The organism is Vagococcus bubulae, assembly GCF_003950315.1.
GTDB lineage: Bacteria > Bacillota > Bacilli > Lactobacillales > Vagococcaceae > Vagococcus > Vagococcus bubulae.
The window spans coordinates 1-1,724 of record NZ_NGJT01000051.1; the positions used below are offsets into that span (position 1 = coordinate 1).

A 1,724-nucleotide genomic window follows, 5' to 3' on the forward strand; every position below is an offset into this window, starting at 1 on the left:
ATTCCTCAATATTTTTGAACAGTGAATGTTTGAAGTAACTTTTTAGTCAAAATCAGTTGATAGGGATATTAGTGATACATATTTCAATAAAATGTGCCAAAGAATTAAAGATATGAATTATTCAGGTAGTAGTGTTTATCCTTAAATTTTTAAAATATCCTTTGGTTCCGATGTCTGTCCATAGCCCTATACTACCTTTTTTATTTTTCCCATGTTTGAGGTCATTAACAATTAAGCAAGGTTCTTTAGTATTATTAATAAATAATTTTGCTTTATCATCAATAACTTCAATTTTCATATGAATCCACTCATCAATATCAATACTTACATAGGATTCATATTCTCCAGGTGCTTCTTCTCTTAATCTGTCATATTTATAATCCGGATAAGAAAAATATTGAGTTGCTCTATTTCTTCTTAGTTGAACTGGGGCAGAACCATTTGTAGGTCTAACATAAATCCCTTCAAAAGTATCATTGCTTTCATCAATTCTGAAAGTTATACCAATAAAACCACGAGCATATTCTGGTGCATTACTTAATAGTTTGCTATAAACATCTACTTCAATTATTCCATTATGAAACTCACAGTCTATTAATTTTGCAAAAGTTGGTTCATCTTCTTTGTCAATAACAGGATCTTTAATTACTTTTAAAACTTCTTGATTATCTAACTTCTCTGCTGACATAAAAACATCATTTGATACAAACTTATGACCAATAACGGTTAAATTACTTTCTCTCATGGAAATTACCTCCAAATATTTATTAAAGCCATTATAAGCAGACTACAAAAAAATAGTAAGTAGCCACTTTTTAGTTAGCTACTTACTTTTTGGTTAGTTTTGAGATATTTTTTCTTGATATTCTACTCCCCATAACTTCATTGAATTTATAATAGGACGTAGAGTGTCTCCAATTTCTGATAAAGAATATTCGACTTTTGGGGGAACTTCAGCATAAACGGTTCTCTTTATCAATTTGTCTTGTTCCATTTCTTTAAGACTTTGACTTAACATCTTTTCACTAACACCTTGAATATTTCTTTTAAGCTCTCCATACCTTTTAGTCGTATCTAAAAGTTCTCGAATAATCAGTATTTTCCACTTATTACTTAGTAAATTTAAGGTAGTCGCTACAGGGCAATTCTCATGTGTATTTTTCTCCATATCAATACTCCTAAATAAAAGTTATTGTTTTAATTATAACATCAAAAGCAACTCGGTATAATGTCTCATTATGTTAATCACACTTTAAATTGCTAAAAAATAGTTAACATAATGCCTATTAAAACAACTAGCACTGACCACGTGCTTAAAATGACTAACTTTGTGATTTGAAATTGGTCTAGTTAAAAATGTTAATTAGAACATTGATTTAATCACTTTTTCATTTTTAAATAGATTGTGATTTTTTTAAAAATAAATGTCACTAATTAGTTATTTAATTAAATGTTTTTTCTGATTCATTAGTAGATTTTTGAATGTTTACCAGGTCTCAACATAAACGACCATAAAATGAACCCTAACTTATATATAATTATCACACACCCTAATAATACGTTCAAGAGCTTATAAAATCATTCTCACTATCTGTATGATAGCGTAAAATATTTTGTGTAAATAGAAATTTTAGGTAGATAAAAAGAAAGTCCATTCTGTAAAATTAAAGTTACCACAACCGAAATTTTATAGGAGGACTTTCTCATGACTAATTTTACTACAG

The 1,724-nt window shown here is 28.2% G+C and carries 2 protein-coding genes; both read right to left on the reverse strand.

From position 1 onward, the window contains the following. Window positions 1–121: 121 nt before the first annotated feature. Complete coding sequence (locus CBF36_RS12100) at window positions 122–745, reverse strand: 3-keto-alpha-glucoside-1,2-lyase-like domain-containing protein (protein ID WP_125958611.1); 624 nt, start codon at window positions 743–745, stop codon at window positions 122–124. Between the two features lie 93 nt (window positions 746–838). Then, window positions 839–1,168: a winged helix-turn-helix transcriptional regulator gene (locus CBF36_RS12105; RefSeq protein ID WP_086952659.1), complete on the reverse strand. Its 330-nt coding sequence runs from the start codon at window positions 1,166–1,168 to the stop codon at window positions 839–841. Window positions 1,169–1,724 lie beyond the last annotated feature (556 nt).